At 46.4% G+C, this 18,809-nt stretch carries 8 protein-coding genes; 4 read left to right on the top strand and 4 right to left on the bottom strand.

Features of this window, described 5'->3' with window-relative positions; genetic code table 11:
- Window positions 1-203: 203 nt before the first annotated feature.
- The 4 genes from ACFPFU_RS22955 to ACFPFU_RS22940 all read right to left on the bottom strand — a co-directional run bounded on the left by ACFPFU_RS22955 (window position 204) and on the right by ACFPFU_RS22940 (window position 10,376).
- Window positions 204-2,621 (bottom strand): ABC transporter permease, encoded by a 2,418-nt coding sequence (locus ACFPFU_RS22955; protein ID WP_377068573.1) that lies wholly within the window; start codon window positions 2,619-2,621, stop codon window positions 204-206.
- Window positions 2,622-2,766: 145 nt separating this feature from the next.
- Window positions 2,767-5,148: an ABC transporter permease gene (locus tag ACFPFU_RS22950; protein ID WP_377068571.1), complete on the bottom strand. Its 2,382-nt coding sequence runs from the start codon at window positions 5,146-5,148 to the stop codon at window positions 2,767-2,769.
- Window positions 5,149-5,372: 224 nt separating this feature from the next.
- Complete coding sequence (locus tag ACFPFU_RS22945) at window positions 5,373-7,778, bottom strand: ABC transporter permease (RefSeq protein ID WP_377068569.1); 2,406 nt, start codon at window positions 7,776-7,778, stop codon at window positions 5,373-5,375.
- Between the two features lie 225 nt (window positions 7,779-8,003).
- Window positions 8,004-10,376 carry an ABC transporter permease gene (locus tag ACFPFU_RS22940; RefSeq protein ID WP_377068567.1) on the bottom strand — a complete coding sequence of 791 codons (2,373 nt, stop codon included), beginning with the start codon at window positions 10,374-10,376 and terminating at the stop codon, window positions 8,004-8,006.
- Between the two features lie 491 nt (window positions 10,377-10,867).
- On the opposite strand from ACFPFU_RS22940, the gene ACFPFU_RS22935 reads away from it, so the two are divergent.
- From ACFPFU_RS22935 to ACFPFU_RS22920, 4 genes are all read left to right on the top strand, one after another.
- Window positions 10,868-11,512, top strand: coding sequence for an RNA polymerase sigma factor (locus tag ACFPFU_RS22935; RefSeq protein ID WP_377068565.1), 645 nt, complete (start codon window positions 10,868-10,870; stop codon window positions 11,510-11,512).
- A 796-nt stretch (window positions 11,513-12,308) separates the two neighbouring features.
- Window positions 12,309-13,400, top strand: a complete 1,092-nt coding sequence (locus ACFPFU_RS22930; RefSeq protein ID WP_377068563.1) for a FecR family protein — start codon at window positions 12,309-12,311, stop codon at window positions 13,398-13,400.
- 177 nt (window positions 13,401-13,577) lie between these two features.
- Complete coding sequence (locus ACFPFU_RS22925; RefSeq protein WP_377068559.1) at window positions 13,578-17,045, top strand: SusC/RagA family TonB-linked outer membrane protein; 3,468 nt, start codon at window positions 13,578-13,580, stop codon at window positions 17,043-17,045.
- A 12-nt stretch (window positions 17,046-17,057) separates the two neighbouring features.
- Window positions 17,058-18,767, top strand: a complete 1,710-nt coding sequence (locus tag ACFPFU_RS22920) for a RagB/SusD family nutrient uptake outer membrane protein (protein WP_377068557.1) — start codon at window positions 17,058-17,060, stop codon at window positions 18,765-18,767.
- Window positions 18,768-18,809 lie beyond the last annotated feature (42 nt).

The raw sequence follows: 18,809 nt of genomic DNA, 5'->3' as shown, positions 1-18,809 counted from the left end.
GTTATCAGCTTGATCAGCGCTATCAGCGTTCCATTCCCGTCGCTGCTCACTCCTCAAGAATAGACCGCAGATGACACGGATGTGCGGATCTGCGCTGATTTTTCATCCGCGGTTATCAGCTTGATCAGCGTTATCCGCGTTCCATTCCCGTCGCTGTTCACTCCTCAAATTATCCATCCCGATTTCCCGGATTTCGTCCCCGCTCACTCAGATCGCAGCGACTCAACAGGATTGGCCAGCGCGGCTTTGATGGCTTGGGAACTGATGGTCAATAGTGCTACCATCAAAGCTCCTATGCCCGCCAGAGGGAATACCCACCAGCCGATCTCGATTTTGTAGGCAAAGCCCTCCAGCCATCTGTTCATGACATACCAGGAAACCGGCGTGGCAATCACGATGGCCAGTAAAACCAATTTGACAAAGTCCTTGGACAACAATCCTACAATACTGCCCACGTTCGCTCCGAGCACTTTCCTGATCCCGATCTCTTTTGTTTTTTGTTCTGCCATATAGGTGGCCAAGCCCAGTAAACCCAGGCAGGCAATGAGTATTGCCAGCACGGAAAACGAAGTGAATATCTTTCTGAACTTCACGTCCGCCGCGTACTGCCGGTTAAAATCCTCATCCAGAAAACTGTATAGAAAAGGTCGGTGTGGCGCCATCTGTTCCCAGACCCGTTCCACCTCGGCGATGGTATGGGAAAGGTTTTCAGGGGTTACTTTTAGTGACAAGTACCTGCTGGCATAGGGTTCCAGCGGTAAAGTCAGCGGTTCGATGTTTCGGTGCAGGGAAATATAATTGAAATCCCTGACTACTCCGATCACTTCACCGATCCGGCCCCATTGTTCGAATTTCTTCCCTACTATATCTGGCGGGTTGTTATAGCCGTATTGCCTGGCAGTTGCCTCGTTGACGACCATAGCACTGCTTGAATCCGAGGGATAGTCCCTCGAATAGGTCCTGCCGGCTACCAATTCCAACCCATAGTGGGTAATGAAATCCATTCCCACCTGGAATATGGCCTGTCCGTCCCATATCATTTCCCCGTCCGGACCTTCTATACCGGTACCCGCATGGGGGAAATAGCTTCCGGGCACACTTCTGGAAAACGCCGCGGAAGAAATTGCAGGAATTTTCTCCATGCTGTTTTTAATCACTTCCGATCTATCGTTGACCAGTCCATCATAGTTATAGTCCAGCACCAGCATCTGTTCCTTGTCGAAACCCAGGTCCTTGTCCAGCAAATGTCCCATCTGAAAATAAACGATCATGGTGCCGGCTATCAGTGCAATGGAAAGACTAAACTGAAATACCACAAGCGCTTTCTTCAGGTTGACTCCTTGCGTGCCCGATTGGTACACACCTTTAAGTACCGATACAGGCTTGAAGCTGGACAATACCAATGCCGGATAGGTTCCCGCCAAAACACCAACCACAAGCATGATCCCCAAAATAACAGGAATGGTCTGCCAACTGATAAAATTTTGGAGTGAAAGCGCCTTGCCCGTGAGTTCGGCCATAAGCGGCATACTCACGGAGACAAACGAAATGGCGATAAGAGCTGCCAGGAAAACAATGATGACGGATTCTCCCAAAAACTGATAGACAAGACTCTTTCTACTGGCACCAATGGATTTTCTGATGCCGACTTCTTTTGACCGCTCCATGGACCGGGCGGTTGATAGGTTCATGAAATTGATCATGGCAATTGCCAAGATGAACAGCCCGATGATTGAAAAAACATAAATATTGGCCAGGCTGCTCGTCTCACCGGGCTGGCGTTGGGCAGGGGTTCGAAGATAGGCGTCCTTAAGCGGTTCAACGACAAAGGTGTACTTATAATCGCTTTGCCCTCTTCTCCTATCGATAAATTCAGGGATCTTTTGTTCGAAAGCCGTTTGGTCAAATTGACTATTGGCAAGAAAGTAAGTATAGAAGTCCGCGTAACCCCAATTATCGAATACATCGGGCCTTGACACCCTGAAAGTGCTCATGGACAGGAGAACATTGAATCTGAAATGGGAATTGGCAGGAATATCTTCCATGATCCCCGTCACTGTATAATCACCCGCAACCGATCTTCCGGCGGATTCGCTTCCTTTCAAAGTCCGGCCGAGGGGATCTTCATCGCCGAAATACTTTTTGGCGGCGCTTTTAGTCAACACGATGCTAAACGGGGCCACCAGTGCGGTTTTTGGGTCTCCCTGGACCAGTTTCCAGCTAAAAACATCAAACACGGTGGAATCCATAAAGAAGACGCCTTCTTCCTGGAAGATCCGGTCTTCATTTGTCAGCAAAATATCCGACCGCCCCGAAAACTGCACGACTTTTTCTATCTCCGGGAAGTCGTTTTTCAGAGCGGGGCCGATAGGGGCATTGCCCCATACCCAGAAGGACCCCAGGTCCGGCTTGCCTCCTTCGGCAGGAAGGGCCCCATGAGCTACCCTGTATATCCGGTCCTTATGTTCATGATAGTTGTCAAAGGAGATTTCATCCTGTACAAACATGAAGATCAGGACACAACAGGCCATGCCTATACCGAGTCCAACGATATTGATAAAAGAATACACTTTCTTTTTCAGAAGATTTCTCCAGGCGACTTTAAGATAGTTTTTCCACATATTATTTATGTTTCTAAGCGAAATAGTTTTTCACCATATTCTAATAACTTTCAAGCGCCTCATCCAACTCTTCCTTTCCCAAATCACCCCATCCCCAGATCACTCCATCACCAGATCACCAGATCACCAAATCACCGATCACCTTTCACTCCGATCGCAGCGACTCAACAGGATTCGCCAGCGCTGCTCTGATAGACTGGAAGCTGACCGTCAATACAGCAATTGCCAAGGCTCCTGCGCCCGCAACCACAAATACCCACCATGCTATCCCGATCCGGTATTCATACTGCAGCAGCCAGCCATTAAGATAAAAGTAAGAAACCGGAATGGCGATAAAACAGGAGATCATGACCAATACGACAAAATCACTGGATAGCATGCCCCAGAGAGTGGCCACGGAAGCCCCCAATATTTTACGTATACCGATTTCTTTCGTGCGTTGTTCTGCTACAAAGGAGGCCAGTCCAAACAAGCCCAGGCAGCTTATAAAAACAGCAAGTATAGCAAAGAAGCCAGCTAATCTACCGATGCGCTCTTCGTTCAAGAATTTGGCTGCAAATTCTTCATCAGCAAATTGATATTCGAAAGGAGTGGCAGGATGATGCTTTTTGAAAATCGATTCTATCTCGGCTATTGCTTTGCCGGCGCTCACTTGGGGATTTATCTTTATATTGATAAACTTAATCCTGTTAAATGTATCAATGTAAAAAATAGTCTGTCTTACAGGTTGATACAATGATTGCGTGACGATATCTTCTACCACGCCTATGATGGTATAGTTTCCACCAAAAGCCTTCACCGTCTCGCCTATAGGATTTTCAAGTCCCATGTATTTTACGGCGGTTTCATTCAGGATAAAGCCTGAGGAGTCGGTTGCAAAGTCCCTGGAAAAATCCCGTCCTTCTTTGATTTTCCAACCTACCGTTTTACCAAATTCATGATTGACGCCTCCTGTTACAATCTCGTCCTGCATATTCGGATCCTTACCTTTCCATTCAAATCCGCTATTCGTTACGCCAGTGTTGATGATGGTGCTTTCTGACAGGGCCGCTTCCGCTATGGTTCCTGAGGCCAGCAAGTCGTTCCTAAACGCCTCATAATGATTGCGGATTTCTTCGGTTTTTATGGGAATGGTGATAAGGCCTTTCCGGTCGTAGCCCACCGGACGGTTTTTGGCGTGTTGGATCTGCTGGAAAACAATAATGGTTCCGATTATCAGGGTTATGGAAACAGTAAACTGTACCACTACCAGGGCTTTACGGGGAATAGAGCCGAAACGACCCGTCCGGAAAGTACTTTTCAATACTTTGATGGGTCTGAACGCCGATAAATAAAAGGCAGGATAACTTCCGGCAACCAATCCTGTGAAAAAAGTAAAACCAATTCCAGTCAACCAAAACAAAGGTGATGTCCACAAGACGGTCATTTGCTTATCCGCAACTTCATTAAACCAGGGCAAAGCAAGTTGGACGAGGAGGATGGATAAGGCAAAAGCCAGGGCAGTCACTACCAAGGATTCACCGAAGAACTGGTTGATAAGCTGGCTACGGAATGACCCCACCACTTTGCGGATTCCCACCTCTTTAGCACGTTTTTCGGAACGTGCTGTGCTCAAATTCATAAAATTGATACAGGCCAGCAACAATACAAATCCACCGATAATGCCAAACAACCAGACAAATGTAATCTTTCCTCCCACACTTATCCCGTTTTCAAACTGGGAGTACAAATGCCATTTGGCCATCGGGTGTAAGAATAGCTCTGGGTTAAATCTTTTGTCCTCATCACCTACGTTATGCTGTTTGGCTTCTTTTATGGCCAGAGAGGCCTGAGCCATGTCTACATTTTCAGCTACCTGTACAAAAGCCTGAAACCAACTGTTGCCCCAGCCTACTCTTTCTTCCAGGTTCTCGCTTTTTACCATTAAATCCCATGGTGCAATAAAATTCAAGTCTTTAAATGTGGAATTATGAGGTAAATCTTCATAAACTCCAGTTACTTTCACATCTAATCGACTGTCCATTTTCAGGATTTCACCCACAGGGTCCGAATCTCCAAAAAAGGCTTTTGCGGTCGATTCGGAAAGCAAAATAGTGTAGGGGTCTTTTAGTCCCGCATGCGTGCCTTTCAGCATCTTTAGCGACAGCATCCCGGGAGCATCGGCTTCCATGAAGTTACCGGTTTTAGCGAGTGCCTTTTCCCCAAAGGTCAGGATTGGGCTTCTTGTAAAAGAGGATATGACGACATGCTCGAAGTTGCTGCCGTAGCTGTTTCGGAGTTCAGGTCCCAGTTGCACGGCTTGGCTACCCCATGTTACCACTTCACCATCAAAAGTCTGGTTTTGCATCACACGCGCGATCCGGTGGTAATTTTTATGGTATTTATTGAACGACAGTTCATCGTAGATCCATAAGCCGATCAATATAGCTAATGCCATGCCGACGGCCAGTCCACCAATGTTAATCAGTGAATAGCCCCATTGCCGACGCAAGTTTCGGTAGGCGATTTTTAAATAGTTTTTCCACATATTTTTTTAGTTCTGGGTATATAATGGAACGCTGATAACGCAGATTGAACGGATTCTCGCTAATTTTTTCTGTGAATTACCCACCTACGGCGATATGAGTCGGCTAAATCATGCGTCACTTGTTTTGCCTTGACGGATCAGTGTTCTATTATTTTCCGGTTTTTGTTTTTCGGTATAGCTTGGAACATGCTTTCCGTGTGCTGTCACACTACTTTCTACTTTCCTTACTCGCTTCTCAAACTATCCACCGGATTCGCCAGCGCAGCTTTCACCGATTGGAAACTCACGGTCAGCAAAGCGATCACCAAAATCGTAAGCCCGGCTGCCACAAATGTGACCCATCCGATCTCCATGCGGAAAGCGAAATTTTCCAGCCATCTGCTGACCAGCAGGTAGGAGAGGGGGGTGGAAATCAAAACAGCAACCATTACCAGCTTTACGAAATCCATTGAGAGCATTCCCACCACGCCCGCTACGGAAGCCCCCAATACCTTGCGGATACCTATTTCCTTTGTCCGTTGCCGGGCGATATAGGTGGCCAGGCCGAATAAACCCAGACAAGCAATGAAAATGGCGATACTTGTAAATACCAGGAATGTCCGGCCCGTCTTTTCATCGGCAGCATATTGTTTGTCAAACTCCTGGTCCAGAAAGGCATATTCATAGGGACTTCCGGGAAATAGCTCCTGCCATTTCTTTTCCACAAAGGCCATCGTGGAAGGCAGTTCCATGGTATTCAATTTCAGACTTATATAGTTAAACCGCCATGGGACGATGGCCAATACCAATGGCTCAACAGGGGCCTGCAGGGAACGGTAGTGAAAGTCTTTATAGACACCGATGATCTCACCGCCTTCGCGGCCAAAACCCGCATTCATTTTTTTGCCTATGGCCTCCTCAGGGGTACCCCAGCCAAAAGCTTTTACGGCTTTTTCATTAATTAAAAAAGCAGATTCAGCGTCTGTTTGCAGCTCTTTGTTGAATGGCCGCCCGGCCAGCATTTCTATACCATAGGTTTTTAAGAAATCCGCATCAACAAACATGAAATACATGGACTGGCCTTTATCATCTTCTTCGCCGCTTAGGGAAGCAGCAAAGTTATATACTTTTTTTCCGGGCACATCGGAAGAGGCGGTGAGGCTGATGATGGAAGAATGATTCAGGAACTCCTCTTTGACCTGCTCATACCTGTCGGCAATGGAAATCCCTCCCCTGACAGGTAAAACCAGCATTTGTTCCCGGTCAAAACCAAGCTTTTGGTCCTTCATAAAATCCAGCTGTCTGTACACCATGATGGTCCCCACGATAAGCATGAGGGAGATGGTAAACTGGCCTACTACCAATACTTTCCGCAATGAAGCGCCTTTGGATACCGTGTTCAACCCGCCCTTTAGCACCGCTACCGGACGGAAGGAGGACAGAAACAAGGCCGGATAGGTGGCCGCTGCCATGCCGACCAGAAATGTCAATCCAATAAGCATTCCGATAAATTGGAGCGTAAAAACCTCACTCAGGTTATAAGTTTGACCGGATAGCGATTCAAACAGGGGATGGGTAATAAAAACCAGCAAAAGGGCAAAGATCAATGCCATAGCTGTCAGCAATAAGGATTCGCTGACAAACTGGTTGAATATTTTCGCTTTGGCCGCGCCCACTACTTTGCGTACGCCCACCTCTTTGGCTCTGTTGGAAGATTGGGCCGTGGTGAGGTTGATGTAATTCAAGGAGGCAATCAGCAAAATCAACACGGCTATTACCGTAAAAATGTACACATTGACGGCACTTCCCGGCACTTCTGCCTCGCCGGTTAAATCCGAATGAAGATGAATGCTTTTGATGGGCTGAAGAAAATAATGATAGCCGATTCCCCATTCTTTGATGATATCCCCTACATAGGCATCGGCCGCTGTTTTCACCTGTTCTTCAAAAGCGGGAACATCCACGTGTTCATGTAGCTTGATATAAGTATAAAACATGGTGGAATGCCAGTTTTCAAGCGTACCTGCAAACCAGTCTTCATTTTCTATTGTCGCAAATGAAGTAATGAAATTAATGTCCAGGTGGCTGTTGTATGGCAGGTTTTTCATTACCCCGGTGATTTCAAACTCCGATCCGTTGATTTCCAGTACTTTTCCCAAAGGATCCTCCTCTCCAAAATATTTTCGGGCGGTTTCTTCCGCGATGACTAATGTGGATGGGCGGCTTAATGCTGTTTTTGGGTCCCCTTTTACAAGCGGAACCGTCAGTACATCAAAAATGCCTGGGTCGGCCAGGAAATAATTATCTTCATAAAAGATGTTTTCCTCCCCATATTTTACCAGTAAATTGTGCCACTGCCACAGCCGGGCAGACGCTTCCACCTGGGGGAAATCCCTTTCCAGCGCCGGGGCCAGGGGGCCACAGGTAGCGGCAAATACCCGGTTGCTCTCGCTGGTCTGAATATCTACCGCCACCCGGTAAACGCGGTCCGCATCTTGATGGTAATTGTCATAACCAAGTTCATTTCTGATGAAAAAGGAAATAACCAAACAGGCAGCGATGCCGATGGCCAGCCCGGCCACATTCAGGAAGGTATATCCTTTGTGACGGATGATATTTCTCCACGCGATTTTTAAATAGTTTTTCCACATAATTTTTTTAGTTCTGGATATTTAATGGAACGCTGATAACGCAGATTGAACGGATTATCGCTGATTTTTTCTGTGATTACCCGCCTACGGCGAGGTAGGTCAGCTAAATCATGCGTCACTTGTTTTGCCTTGACGGATCAGTGTTCTATTATTTTTCCGGTTTTTGTTTTTCGGTATAGCTTGGAACATGCTTTCCGTGTGCTGTCACACTACTTTCTACTTCCCTTACTCGCTTCTCAAACTATCCACCGGATTCGCCAGCGCGGCTTTCACCGATTGGAAACTCACCGTCAGCAAAGCTATCAGCATCGTCAGCAAGCCTGCTCCGATAAAGTGCCACCATTCCAGGTCAATTTTATAGGCGAAACCGTCCAGCCAGTTTTTGGTTAGGTAATAGCTCAAAGGCAGCGCTATGACAATGGCCACCAGCACCATTTTGGCAAAGTCCCCGGACAGCAGCTCCATGATTTTCCACTCGCTGGCACCCATCACCTTGCGGATCCCGATTTCCTTGATCCTTCTTTCGGCAGTGAAGGTGGCAAGACCAAACAGCCCCAGGCACGAAATCAGGATGGCTATTCCAGCGAAGTATCTGGAAAGGACAGCTACCCGTTGTTCTGCCACATATTGGTTTTGGTAATCCTGATCCAGAAATTTATAATCGAAAGGGAACCCTGGATTATACTCCTGATAAAACTGTTGTAGTTTTCCGATCGTCTCCTGTTCCTTTCCCGCTTCTATTCTGGCCATTACCTTGTGTGTCCAAGTGGGACGTAAAATGAAAAATAAGGGATTTATTTCTTCATGTAGGGAAGCAAAATGGAAGTCTTTGGTGACCCCTATGATCTCAAGCTGGGTGCCTTGGATAGAGATGACTTTTCCAATAGGATCTTTCAGTCCCATGACTTCAATCGCTTTTTCATTGAATATGATTTTCGAATCTTCCGTACCAAAATCCCTGGAATAGGTTCTCCCTTCCTTCATGTCCACTCCCAATAACTCAATCATGCCGTAATTGACAGGTCTCACTTCAAATGGAACCTGTTCATCCGGATCTTTTCCTTCCCATTCATCAATGGAAAAGGTATTTTGGCTACCGCCGACCACACTCTGCCCTATGCTGGAAGCACCGACAATTCCATTTATCTGCTGCATTTCTGAAAGAAAAGTATCCAGGTTTTCCGCTACTTTCCCTTCTATTTCAAAATAAAGAATATTCTCTTTGTCATAACCCAGATTTTGTGTCTGCACATATTCAATCTGATGGTACACCACCACCACGGAAACGATCAGTACCACGGAAAGCGCAAACTGAAATATCACCAAGCCCTTTCTGGCCCATAATTCACCCGTCGAACTGCCTAGCTTTCCTTTTAAGATGATGGCAGGCTTAAAATTGGAAAGATACAGGGCGGGATAGCTACCGGCAACCACTCCTGTCAGCAGGGAAGTGCCCGCCACCATAAGAAGAAGATCTTTATCCAAACTAAGTGTCAGGTATTTACCGGTAATAAGATTGAACTGGGGCAGGAAAAGCAGAACCAGCAGCAAAGCAATGGACAGGGATAAAAAGGCCATGAGAACAGATTCTCCCAGATATTGAAATACAAGCGTTTGTCTTGCCGCACCAATGGCCTTTTTTACGCCGACTTCCTTTAATCGTCCGGAGGCTTTGGCCGTGGAAAGGTTCATGAAATTGATACAGGCTATGCCCAAGATAAAAACGCCAATAATGGAAAAGAGCCAAACGTATTCTATCCTGCCCCCTTTAGGCTCACCATTTTCATACTGAGCATAACTGTACAGATAAGCTTCAGAATAGGGCCTGGTGGATAAGGTAAGATCCCGTGTATGAACTTCATCCCTTTTACCGTCTAAAAAGCGGGCTATTTTATCGTTAAATTGTCCTGCATCAACCCCTTCATTCAGTACCAAATAAGTGTTTACTTTGTTGTAATTCCAGTTCAGTACATTGGGATCCAGATCCTTGTATTCTTCAAAAGAAAGCACAAAATCAAATTGGGCAGTGGAATTGACGGGAGTTCCTTTGAATACCCCGGAAATCCGAAACTGTTTGTAATGGGGAATATCGATCACCTTACCGACTATGTTGTCGGTGGTATTGAATAGTTTCATGGCTAGATCTTCGGAAATCACCGCGGCACTTTTATCGGTTAAAACCTTGTCTTTATCCCCATGGATAAGGTCATAAGAGAACATATTGAAAAAATCCCGGCCGGCATACTGCACCACTGCCTTCACATAATTCTCTTCCACCCGAATGGTTTTTTGTTCAGGCCGGATCCGGCTGGCCACGGCATATTCCACTTCAGGCATTTCATTAGCCAACGCTTCCGCCAAAATCCCTGCCGTAAAGTTATTGACTCCAGGCCTGTCAGCGTTACTGTAAACCTCAACCACCTCAACAAGTCTGTTGTCTTTCTCATGGAATTTATCCACGCTCAACTCATCTCTTACCCAAAGAAAAATCAATAAAACACAGGCAAGTCCAGTAGACAGACCTATCAGGTTGATGAAGAAGGTGCTTTTGTACTTTTTGAAACTTCGGTAGATCAGCAGGAGGTTATGTCGGAGCATAAATAAAATGATTGAAAGTGAGATTTAGCGGTATTGCGACTTCCGTGCCAGCGGAAAAATTGATTTTCCAGCCATTGGGGGCTTTTTAGTGGGCGGTTTGTGGAGATTTTCGAACAAAAACGTCCGTGGGCGGGCGATTTGAAGAAAATCGGGTTATCTTCTCTTTTGTTAGTGGCGGTTCGAAGGGATTCCCCAGGATTCGTCAAAGTCGCTTTAATGGACTGGAAGCTTACCGTAAGCAAAGCAGTTACAAGGGCCAATACACCTGCGCTGACAAAATGCCACCATCTGTGGAGAAAGTCCTCCCGCCAACGCCCCAATCACCCTTGGAGAAAATATCAAATCATGCGATAGCTAGGGGGAGCTTGTTCCGGAACACGTTTTTTGAAAAACACATGACCGGCAACCCGGATTGATGTTAAAATGACTTCTCAGCAAATTTAGCCGAACAATAAAATTCCGCCCATAAACCTTTTTGAATTAATGGATTTATGGCTACTTTTCGAATACAATATACCCTTTTATCTTCTATGGCCAAAGAAAATTTTAATAAATCGCCTGATAGCTATCCGGATGATCTACTTCTCTGGAGGCAGATCAAAAACGGGGATAAGGCGGGAATGGAGGGATTATACGTGAGGTATACCCAACAGCTTTTTAGCCTGGGCATGTCGATAAAGGCCAACCGGAGTTTTGTGAAGGATTGTATCCATGAGGTATTTTTGAATATATGGAAATACGGGCATAGCCTTAGAGATGTAGATAACGTAAAACTTTACCTTTTCAAATGCCTCAGTCATAAAATCCAGAAAGAAATAAAAAGGGAAAAAAGCCGGTTTGTGCAGGATGCTTTTGATCCATATGAAACTTTGTTGTACGCGGAAGTTATGGAGTCGGATATAGGCCCCGACGGGGTAGATGAAAGGAAGAGGTTGAGGTTGGCGGATGCCTTGGAGAAGCTTCCCACGCGCCAGCATGAAGTGATACAGCTTTTGTTTTTTGAAAACTACTCTTATGAGGAGACATCCCAGATCATGGGGATCAATGTGCAGTCCGTTTATACCATGGCATGGAAGGCAGTTTCCAACCTGAAGAAGTGCCTCATAATGCTTTGTGTATGTTTGCTGTGTATGTGAGAGATGGGGAACGCTGGTTGGGTAGGGTTAAGTTTACGTGAATTTCTAACCATTTGAAAAAGCAGGCTCATTTTGTACGCACCCGTCAAGGGATTAACTTCTTGGATCCTGTTATTGCGTTTGTTACTTTTTGCTGCAGGTCAAAAAGTAACCCAAAAACCCCGCCGCTGTGCATCTTTCCAGCTAAAATTTAAGGCCGCCCACACACAGGCAAACCCGTCGTTTTGTTGGAAAGCATCTCAATCAAATTTGCCGTACCTGTTACCAAAAAACCTCCTCAGACATGCCTGTGCCCTTGCCCCCCGCTCCTTAAATTTCTTAACGCCGGAAATCTGCAAGGCGGAAAGAGCGTGTTTTCCAGCCGGGGAAAACCGTACCGTCACTGCCTTAACATTTAGAAAATACACCAATCAGGATGACAGAACAAGTCTGGGACAGGTTCCCGAAACAAGTCCGGGACAGGTATACACAGCCTGCCCCGGCTGATACCGGAGAATTAGCACGGAGGATAAGGGTAAGATGGTTGAAATTATCATTTCATGAAATTCGTGTCAACCATGCCTCGCCGGCCCGCCTCCCGAAGTCGTACGGAGGGCAGGCAGGCGGGTCAGTGAAATTCCCCGAATCCCTCTGTGCGGGTCCGGGGCAGGCGTGGACAAAAGTTCATTTGTTTACCCGAAAATTGATTCTTGACTTAACACTGGTTTTGTTATAAAATATAAATTTTTAAAAAAAATTTCCGAACGAAGGATAGATTTTGGAATCCCGGGACTTATGTGGGCGAAATTCAAATCCTATGGATATAGCCAATTATACTACGGAAGATTTCGTGCTGGATCCGTCCTTCAGAACATGGGTGCTGCACCCGAATGCCGAGTCTAACCTGGCTTGGGAACAACAGTTGGCCGCCCACCCCTCCAAATACCCCGAAGCCAAAAAGGCCAGGGAAATCATCATCCATTTGTCTACCAAAGAGCACAGGCTTTCGGATGAGGAACTTTGGAGTCTGTGGGAGGTCCTGGATGGGGAGATGTCTGAAAACACCGCTATGCACCGGAAAGAGAAGGTCATTCCACTCAACGCCTACAGCACCCTGTACCGGTCAACACCCCGCCGGGGATGGGTACGCGGGATCTTGTCCCATGCTGGATACCGGGTTGCGTCCATGCTGGTATTTGTAATGGGATTGGGTTTTCTGGCCAGCTATTTTCTGACGGAAACCGCTACAGAGGAACTGCCGCCTGTGGTTTATGAAGAACGCAGCACGGTCCCCGGCTTAAAAGCCCACTTCACCTTGAGCGATGGTTCGAAGGTGATCCTCAATTCGGGAAGTAAACTGAGGTATGTGAAAAATTTTGGCAGGGACCGGAGAGAGATATTTTTGGAGGGGGAAGCTTTTTTTACCGTGGCCAAGGACAGCCTGAGGCCATTTGTTGTACAGACGGGTGAAGTGAAGACCACGGCCTTGGGTACTTCCTTCAATATCAAATCCTACGGGACCGCCTCATTGGATATTTCCCTGCTTACCGGAAAAGTATCTGTGGAAATGCCACTGGGAGAAACCCCCTACCTCACTTTGATACCCGGAGAGGCGCTCAATATAAATATTCCCGACAGCCAAATCATGAAAGGCCGCTTTGAGGAAGAAATGGTGATCGGATGGACCAAAAAGCTGCTTATTTTTCAGCAGACTCCACTTCCGGAAGCCATTAGAACTTTGGAAAACTGGTATGGGGTGACCTTTGAGATACATAACCAGCCTGAGGACGAGGTGCTTTTTTCCGGCAGGTTTCACGATGAGACGCTGGAGATTGTACTGTCAGGTTTGAGCTATGCGGCCAAGTTTGATTTTGAGATCAACAAGGATAAAGTGACAATTAGATTTTAAACCATAACCCAAAAAACCATTTGCCTATGACCAAAAACTGACGCTTTCAACAAACAAGCCGGAGATGCTCCAACATCCCCGGCCTGAAACATCCCGGATGAAGATATTGCAGTCCGTCATCCGGTGGACGTTCATCTAAACTATTTCACAACAGTCTAAAATAAACTGAGTAAAGGTATGAAAAATCTTGTACTATTACATGTTATTCGCATGACCAAACTGTTTACCTACGCCTTTCTGATCCAATGCCTTTCCATGGGTTTTCTGTTTGGACATAATGGGAATGCCCAGGTAAAGGATATTGAGGAGGTAATGATTCAGGTGGCTTTCAACAATGTCCGGATAGAAAATGCATTTTCCACTATCGAGAAACTGTCCGGTTACAGCTTTGTATACACCCACAAGGAGGTAAAGAACCTTCCTGGAGTTTCTGCGGCTGGGGATATGCAAAGCATGTATGACCTGCTAAAAAACCTGGCCTTACAAACAGGCCTGCAATTCCGGCAGGTGAATCAGAACATTCACGTTAGGAGAATTGAAGAGGGGCTGCGTGAAGCACTGGTTCTGACCGGCAATGAAACGGCAGCTATCGACATCACCGGAACCGTCACGGACGAAAACAGTGAGCCCTTGCCGGGAGTAACGGTCATTATTGAAGGCACCAATGTAGGAACCGTCACAGACCTGGATGGAAGATACACCATTCAGGCGGAAGAAGGGGCGGTGCTGGTTTTTTCTTTTGTAGGATTTGTAAATCAAAGAAGAACAGTCGGCAATAGCAGCACCATAGATGTGCTGATGATTGAAGATGCTACGGCTTTGGATGAAGTTGTGGTGGTGGGCTATGGAACCCAGGAAAGGGCAAAGTTAACCGGTTCGGTGGCCAGTGTAAAAACGGATGACATTAACTTCATTCCCACATCTAACCTGTCTAACGTTCTGGCAGGCAGGGCTCCGGGTGTGCAGATCGTCCAGTCATCCGGGTTTGCGGGAGCCCCCTCCAATATTTCTATTCGTGGAAGTTCCGCCATAGAAGGTTCTTCCCCCCTGTATGTAATCGATAATGTCATAAAATCCAGAGCTGATTTTGATGCCCTGGACCCCAATGAGGTAGAGAGCATCAATTTCCTCAAGGATGCTGCAACTGCGGCCATTTACGGGGCGAGGGCTTCCAATGGGGTGGTTTTGGTTACGACCAGGCAAGGAACCACCGGTAAGCCTGTTTTTAACTACAAGAGTTTTTTTACGACCTCCAGAACGACGAGGCCGGTTCAGAGTTACACCGCGACAGAAGAGCTCGAATACATGAACGATTTTGCCGAGACGTTTGGTAACCCTTTGCCGGTTACCGAGGAAATTTTCCGGTATTTTGAAGATAGAAATTACGAGTTGCACGATTATATCTGGAGAAACCCCTCATCTCAGCAACATAACCTCAGCGTCAACGGAGGGAATGAAAACCTGACCTATTATATGATGTTGGGTACCAATTCAGACAAAGGGTCTTTTCACAATACAGATTATTCAAGGTATAACTTCAGAAGCAATGTAACGGCAAAAATAAGTAAGGACTTGTCTGTGAACCTTAATTTAAGCGGCAATAAACGTGTCACGAACAGGTTCTTTTGGCCCTACGACTGGGATGGGGGAGAAGGGTTTGAGCTATCGGATTTTTACCGGACAACCTTCAATTGGTCCAGGCTCTATCCGTACTTCGTAGATGCCCAGGGTAATCCGACCACGGATAAAGAGAACGGGTTTCCTGTCGGTTTGGGGGCTTGGAATCCGGTGTTGATGTTAGAAAATGGCAATTATAGAAAGATTTCAAGGAACACCTTCAACGGTATCATTAGGCTGGACTATGATCTTCCCTTTATAGAAGGATTGCGTACGAGCCTGATGGCCAATTATGCTTTTGACTCCAGAAACCAGAAGGATTTTGTCATACACAATCGTTCCTATATGTTTCAGCAGGGTTCATCCACAAACCCCTATGTCCCGGGTCCAATAGACCCCAAAAACCTGAATATCCATAATTTATCCAGGGCGTTTGAAGGTATAGATGAAAGCGCCGAATTCGGTGACAGTTATCAACTCAACTGGTTTTTGAATTACGACAGGACTTTTGGTGACCATACCGTTTCAGCCATGGCCATATATGAACAGGCTGCTTTCAGTGGAAAATCGTTTCGAGGTACGGCGGATCAGTTATTGACCAGTAGCGTAGACCAGATTTTTGCCGCGTCTACAGATACCGAAAGAAGGTATTTTAATGGCAGTGAATCCGAAACGGGAAGGGCGTCATGGATAGGAAGAACCCGCTATGAGTACGCAAGCAAATATATTGCTGAATTTTCATTCAGGTATGACGGCAGCTATCGGTTTCCGAAAGATACAAGGTGGGGGTTTTTCCCTTCCGGCTCCGTAGCCTGGAGGATCACGGAAGAAAATTTTGTTGATATCCCTTCTCTTAGTGAATTCAAACTCAGGGCCTCCATAGGCACGACAGGTGATGATAACGTGGCTGCCTTTCAATTCCAAAACAATTTTGTGCCTGGTAGCGGGTATGTGTTCGGAAACTCGCTTTACAACGGCATCCGTGCCGGAACCCCGCCAAATCCCAATATCACCTGGGCTAAAATGCTTTCTTATAATTATGGTTTTGATTTTGGCTTCTTAAATGATAAGCTGATAGGTTCCTTTGATTATTTCCACAATCACCGGTATGACTTGCTGAGGCAGCGCATCAGGGTTGTTCCCGGTACTTATGGAGCGCCGTTGAGCCACGAAAACTACGCCGAAATTGACATCAAGGGGGTGGAGTTTTCATTGAACTATAGAAACAACATCGGCAGGGTAAGGTACAGTATCGGGGCCAATATCGGCTATGCAAAGGATAAAGTACTTGTAATCGATGAGCCTGCGGGACTGGAAGACTGGAGAACGGCGATCGGTCATCCGGTAAACAGACTTTGGGGATACCGATCGAATGGGATCATCAGGGACCAAGCCACTTTGGATGCCCTGCCGGAAGGGTATAACCAATTTGGAAGAGCGCCTATGCTCGGGGTAATTCTGTTTGAGGATATAAGAGGGGTTAATAGAACGGAAGGCGCTGATGGCATCATAGACCAAAACGACCAGGACTGGCTGTCTGACAATGCTATTCCAAGAATAAACTACGGTATAAATGGAGGGTTTTCCTGGAACAATTTAAAAATCGATTTCTTGCTTCAGGGAGTGGGTGCTTACGACAAGATCGTCAAAACCCAAAACAACCCTACCGGAGGCGTGTTCCAGGTGGGAGCCAGGCCTTACTTTGAGCTTTGGACCGACCGGTGGACGCCGGACCGGGTTGATGCCCCCTATCCCAGGGCAGGTAATTGGGGAATGGAGGAATTTGGCTGGGCGCCCTCTGATTTCTGGATCAGAAGCGGGGCTTATTTAAGGCTTAAAAACCTGAATGTAGCCTATGACATCCCATCACCGTGGCTGAATTCCAAGAATATCAACCTCCAGTTTTTCTTCAACGGGACAAATTTATTTGTAGTTACCGCATTTAAGGAATACGACCCTGAGCAGGACCGGTTGGATTCTTATCCGCTCATGAAGTCTTATACAGGAGGAATCAATGTCAGATTTTAAACCGTCGCAAAAATGAAGAAGAATTTAAACCCAATATATATTATTGCCTTCGTAGCTGCTATGATGGCAGGTTGTGCCGATGATGTGCTGGATGTAAAAAATCTATCCGTTTATAACCCGGATGATGTATGGAATGATCCCACGCTCTCCAATGCCTATTTGGTGGATTTGTATGCCTCTACTTTTACCGGATGGCCGGTAAATAACGGAGACAATGCTGATGAATCCGTAGGTATTATAGGGCAGGGTCTTGTTCAAACCACCAATAATTCATTTAAACACTGGCCTTATACAAATATCAGAAGAATCAATGTTTTGCTGAATGACATTGATGAGGGGACTTTGCCTGAAGCCACCAAAACGGCTATCAAAGCCCAGGCGCACTTCATGCGGGCCTTTCATTATTTCAAGGCTGTCGTTCACCACGGCGGTGTCCCGATCATTAAAGTTCCACAATTGCTTACCGATGATTTGATGGTTCCCAGGAGTTCCACGCTGGCGTGTTTTGAATTTATACTGGAGGATCTTGAACAAGCCCTATCAGGGCTGCCCGACAAATTTGTCGGAGGTGACTTTGGCCGTGTAGATAAAGGTGCTGCAATGGCGTTCAAGGGGCGGGTTTTATTGTATATGGCGAGTCCCCAATTCAACCCATCCAACCCCTATGATAACAGCTATTGGCAATCATCCTACCAAGCGAACCTGGAGGCAAGGAATTTTCTGGAGTCCCAAGGGTACGGTTTGATGGAGAACTATTCGGACATCTGGAGGGAATCCGCCAACAAAGAGGTCGTTTTGGCTACCGTTTACAGGAATCCTGTGAGGGTCAACGGAAGGCAGGAACATTGTGTCCGCCCTATTTCCCAATCCAGGGATTGTACCGGTTCAGACCAACCTATATGGAAATTGGTGGAGACGTTTCCGATGAAGGACGGCCATATGCCGGGCGAATCACCCAATTATACGTACGATTTACAGCGTTTTTGGGAAAACCGTGACCCTAGGTTTTATGATGTGATCGTATATAATGGCGCCTTATATGAGTTGGGAGGCCAAGCGGGAAGGAGACAATATACCGATACGCAGGTGGGGGGAATCGCCGATGGTTTTGGTGCCAACGCGACTTTTAACAGATCGGGCTTTTATACAAAAAAAGGTATTCAAGAAGAATTGCCGATTGAACAAGCCCAATTGAACGACGTGGATTGGGTGGAAATACGTTTTGCTGAAGTGTTGTTTAACCTGGCAGAGTCGGCCAATGAAATCGGGAATAACGGCGAGGCCTTCGAAATACTGAAGCTGATACGGGAAAGAGCCGGTATCGAGGCCGGGGCCGATTCCAACTATGGCTTGAAAGCCGGAATGACCAGGGATGAATTGAGAGAGGCCATTTATACCGAGAAGTTTATCGAATTCGCTTTTGAGGGCAAGCGTTTTTGGGACCTTCGAAGAGCAAGAAAATTGCATACCGAAATCCACGGGGCCAGAAAATACGGCCTTCTGGCTAAACTTAAGGATGGACTGGACCCACTAAGCGGTGGTTTTATGCCCGAAGATTTTGACTACGAAATAACAGAATTGTTCAATACGGGGCAAAGGGAGATGTTTACTCCTGAGGAGTACTATTTCTTTCCAATCCACAGAGATGAAATCGAAAAGAACCCGAATCTGGAGCAAAATATAGGCTGGGATGAAGGCGGTTTTAACCCTGTTATTGATTGAAGGAGAGCGTCAGTTCTGGTATGACATGACACTGGATTCCGA

The sequence above is a fragment of the Negadavirga shengliensis genome, assembly GCF_042652345.1.
GTDB lineage: Bacteria > Bacteroidota > Bacteroidia > Cytophagales > Cyclobacteriaceae > Negadavirga > Negadavirga shengliensis.
This window is presented reverse-complemented; position numbering and strand designations above follow the sequence as displayed.

Excerpts from the sequence above, each read along its gene's own strand:
- ACFPFU_RS22930 (WP_377068563.1), top strand. The coding sequence starts at position 12,309 with ATGGATATAGCCAATTATACTACGGAAGATTTCGTGCTGGATCCGTCC.
- ACFPFU_RS22935 (WP_377068565.1), top strand. The coding sequence starts at position 10,868 with ATGGCTACTTTTCGAATACAATATACCCTTTTATCTTCTATGGCCAAA.
- ACFPFU_RS22945 (WP_377068569.1), bottom strand. The coding sequence starts at position 7,778 with ATGTGGAAAAACTATTTAAAAATCGCGTGGAGAAATATCATCCGTCAC.
- ACFPFU_RS22955 (WP_377068573.1), bottom strand. The coding sequence starts at position 2,621 with ATGTGGAAAAACTATCTTAAAGTCGCCTGGAGAAATCTTCTGAAAAAG.
- ACFPFU_RS22940 (WP_377068567.1), bottom strand. The coding sequence starts at position 10,376 with ATGCTCCGACATAACCTCCTGCTGATCTACCGAAGTTTCAAAAAGTAC.
- ACFPFU_RS22950 (WP_377068571.1), bottom strand. The coding sequence starts at position 5,148 with ATGTGGAAAAACTATTTAAAAATCGCCTACCGAAACTTGCGTCGGCAA.
- ACFPFU_RS22920 (WP_377068557.1), top strand. The coding sequence starts at position 17,058 with ATGAAGAAGAATTTAAACCCAATATATATTATTGCCTTCGTAGCTGCT.
- ACFPFU_RS22925 (WP_377068559.1), top strand. The coding sequence starts at position 13,578 with ATGAAAAATCTTGTACTATTACATGTTATTCGCATGACCAAACTGTTT.